The 1,390-nt window shown below is 35.7% G+C and carries 2 protein-coding genes; both read right to left on the minus strand.

The genetic code is table 11. From position 1 onward, the window contains the following. Positions 1–236: 236 nt before the first annotated feature. A complete protein-coding gene (locus BY457_RS18835; RefSeq protein WP_258176800.1) occupies positions 237–713 on the minus strand; it encodes a HigA family addiction module antitoxin in 477 nt (158 codons plus the stop codon). Between the two features lie 5 nt (positions 714–718). Further along, the gene (locus BY457_RS18840; protein ID WP_106154873.1) at positions 719–1,204 is read right to left on the minus strand and encodes a hypothetical protein; all 486 of its coding nucleotides are present in this window, start codon (positions 1,202–1,204) and stop codon (positions 719–721) included. Between the last annotated feature and the right edge of the window lie 186 nt (positions 1,205–1,390).

The raw sequence follows: 1,390 nt of genomic DNA on the forward strand, positions 1-1,390 counted from the left end.
TTATTCGTAGTCCATCAATTGCGTGAAAATCCAATTTATACTGTTATTCATTGTTTTTAGTTGGCTATGAGGTTTTTGTTAAGTTGCCAGCAACGCTCGGCTGCATGCGTTCGCCCGGGGCTTTCAACCCGTTAAGTTTGTGTCAAGCCGTGAGCGTGTACCAAGGAATAACGAATGGCTTAATATGCTGTGGAGCCCCGGGTGACGTATTGCAGCTTGTTGTAGCGCGTTTTCAATCAGGTCATTAAGTCTTTCAATGAGTAATTACTAAATCGTCTTGTTTTGGTTTTTCTGATTTTTTTGAGTTCGTTTTTTGCCTGAATTTCAATCCAAAGCATTGGGTCATGATTAAAAATTTTTCCCAAGATGATTGCTAATTCATAATTAATCGGTCTTTCTCCACTAATCAATTTGCTCAAATTAGAAGGATTTATTTCAATGTAATGAGCAAATTTCTTTTGAGGTATTCCCAGTGTTTTCAAGTATTCTTTTAAAAATTCTCCCGGCAGTTTAAGCTCGGTTTCCTCAGATTCCAAATAATCTTGCATTTGAAATTTGATGGAAAGCAATTCAATTTCTCTTTTTTGTGCTTCTGACCGATTTTTTGCCTTATTCAACATTATCGCCTGGAAATCTTTGAACTCATCGGTTCCAGTATCCATAGGGTTTGTCAGCATTCCGTTAGTTAGTTCGATGTTATTATTTCGTTTCATAGCTTTCATTTTCTTTCGAGGTATTCCTTAATCAATTTCAGCCCATTCTCACTATCAATAAACATTCCCTGTCCAAGTCCCACAGAAGCACCATATTTTTTCGAATACCATTTCATTAGGCTTGTTTTTGCCATAAAGGTTAGAAATCCTTTGTAAGCACTTTTCAATTTGAAACTTTCTTTACATGCAAAAGCTATCAAAGAGCCGGCGACATAATCATATTTTTTATTTTTTCGTCCGATGTTGTGAGGTGCTATTTCTAAGGTGTTCATAATGAGCATTTCGTTTTCAATCTTTAGTTGTAAAGCACCTTCAACGGTTGGATTTAGTCCAATTGTTCTTAAAATGAATATTTTGGAATTATTTTCCTTGGTTAATTCTCTCCAGTTAAAATTCCATCCATCTTTTTTTAATGGTATTTCATTTGATTCAGGGACAACAATTTCTGCCTTTACTAATTGGTCGTTTTTTACGTCTAATATGTAAACCATCTATTTGTTTTTCTCTTAGTAAAGATAATGAAAGTTGTCGTAATTGTATAATTTAATTATATGAAATTGTCTTTTTTGTTTAAATGCGCTACAACGCCCGGCTGTATGCGTCAGGCCGGGGCTTTCAACCCGTAAAGCTTGTGTCAAGCCGTGAGCGGGTAACAAGGAAAAACGAAGCTTGCAATA

It is taken from the genome of Marinilabilia salmonicolor (assembly GCF_003003035.1).
Classification (GTDB): Bacteria; Bacteroidota; Bacteroidia; order Bacteroidales; family Marinilabiliaceae; genus Marinilabilia; species Marinilabilia salmonicolor_A.